Origin of the sequence: Aliisedimentitalea sp. MJ-SS2, from assembly GCF_032586155.1 — a bacterium.
GTDB lineage: Bacteria > Pseudomonadota > Alphaproteobacteria > Rhodobacterales > Rhodobacteraceae > JAWHTC01.
Map to the genome: position 1 here is coordinate 1 of NZ_JAWHTC010000015.1, position 1,270 is coordinate 1,270.

The 1,270-nt window shown below is 58.3% G+C and carries 1 pseudogene; it reads right to left on the bottom strand.

The annotated features are described in order from the left end of the window. Window positions 1-1,185, bottom strand: a pseudogene (locus tag RXV86_RS22020) (IS3 family transposase); the annotation flags it as partial. Between the last annotated feature and the right edge of the window lie 85 nt (window positions 1,186-1,270).

Here is a 1,270-nt window from a genome sequence, read left to right on the forward strand (position 1 = left end):
CGTCGATCTGCTGCCTGAGGTCGCCCGGCAGGTAGTAGTTCTCCAGCAAGATGCGGTTTTTCAGGGTCTGGTGCCATCGCTCGATCTTGCCTTGGGTCTGCGGGTGATACGGTGCGCCGCGGACATGATCCATCTGCTGGTCTTCCAGCCAATCGGCCAGTTCACCGGAGATGTAGCTGGACCCGTTATCGCTGAGCAGCCTTGGTTTGTGCAGGACCGTCGCCTGATCGCAGCCCGAGGCCTGCAGTGCCAGGTCTAGCGTGTCGGTCACGTCGCCCGACTTCATCGTTGTGCAGAGTTTCCACGCGATGATGTAGCGGCTGTAGTCGTCGAGGATGGTCGAGAGATAGAACCACCCCCAGCCGATCACTTTCAGATAGGTGAAGTCGGTCTGCCACAGTTGGTTCGGCCGCGTGGTCTTGTCCTTGAACTCATCAGCCGCCGACACCACCACATAGGCCGGACTGGTGATCAGGTCGAAGGACTTGAGGATGCGATAGACTGAAGCCTCTGATACAAAATACTTTTCCGTGTCCGTGAAGCGCACAGCCAATTCGCGCGGCGATAGATCGCTGTCCTGCAAGGCCAGATCCTTGACCTTCTCGCGAACAAGCTCGGGAATACGGTTCCAGACCCGGGATGGCTTGGGGCGGCGGTCCTCAAGCGCCTCAGGCCCGCCAGTTTGATACCTGTCATACCAGCGATAGAAAGTGGTCCTGGGAATGCCCAGCTTGTCCAGCGTTCGTTTGGTCGGCAGGTGGGACTGCTCAACCAGCCGGATGATCACCAGTTTCTCAGATGCGGGATACCTCATTCGTCGTCGCCCCCATCCCCGCGCATGCTTTTTTTGAGAAGACGCAGCTCAAGGGCCTGCTCGGCCACGACTTCCTTAAGGTCGCGGGCCTCACGGCGCAGATCCTTGACCTCGGTCGACGTCGCAGCCCGCGCCGTATCGCCCGCCAGGTGCTTCTTCCCAGCCTCAAGGAACTCCTTCGACCAGCTATAATACAGGCTCTGGGCAATGCCCTCGCGCCGACACAACTCTGCAATGCTGTCCTCGCCCTTCAGGCCGTCCAGCACGATCCTGATCTTCTCCTCAGCCGAATACTGCTTGCGAGTGGCCCGGCGGATGTCTTTGACAACTTTTTCGCCGTGGCTCTTACGTGTTCCGGGTTTCTGTCTCATCTCCACTCCTTGGTGGTTACGATGTGCCAGAAACCCTCTCTTATCAAATCACCCTAAACTGTCCCATTGGTGCTGACGTCAGACA